At 45.8% G+C, this 284-nt stretch carries 1 protein-coding gene; it reads right to left on the bottom strand.

All coding sequences use genetic code 11. The annotated features are described in order from the left end of the window. Positions 1-45: 45 nt before the first annotated feature. Positions 46-284, bottom strand: a 239-nt coding sequence (locus tag M3P05_RS20815; protein ID WP_249702070.1) for a hypothetical protein, incomplete at its 5' end; no start/stop codon positions are given.

Raw genomic sequence — 284 nt, forward strand, 5'->3', positions numbered from 1 at the left:
AGTATTCTCCAATCCCTAAATGGGCCTGAAGGTAGTGGTTATTACCTACCCTCCGGCTCGCCGCTCGTAAACGGTTCTAAACAGGGATTCTCGTGCTGCCTTTAGCTGTTCTGCCGCTTCATTGTCACTCAATGATTCCGCTTTCTCCTTCAGCTGTTTGAGCGTAACTCCTTTTTTCAAGTACTGCTCAGGGCTCTCCAGCGACAACAGCTTTTCATAGGGTGTCATCATGTTTTCATATCTGTAAACTTTCTTCTCCTTGCCTCTTTTGTCTGTTCTGATTT

The sequence above is a fragment of the Parendozoicomonas callyspongiae genome, from assembly GCF_023502345.1.
Lineage (GTDB): Bacteria > Pseudomonadota > Gammaproteobacteria > Pseudomonadales > Endozoicomonadaceae > Sansalvadorimonas > Sansalvadorimonas callyspongiae.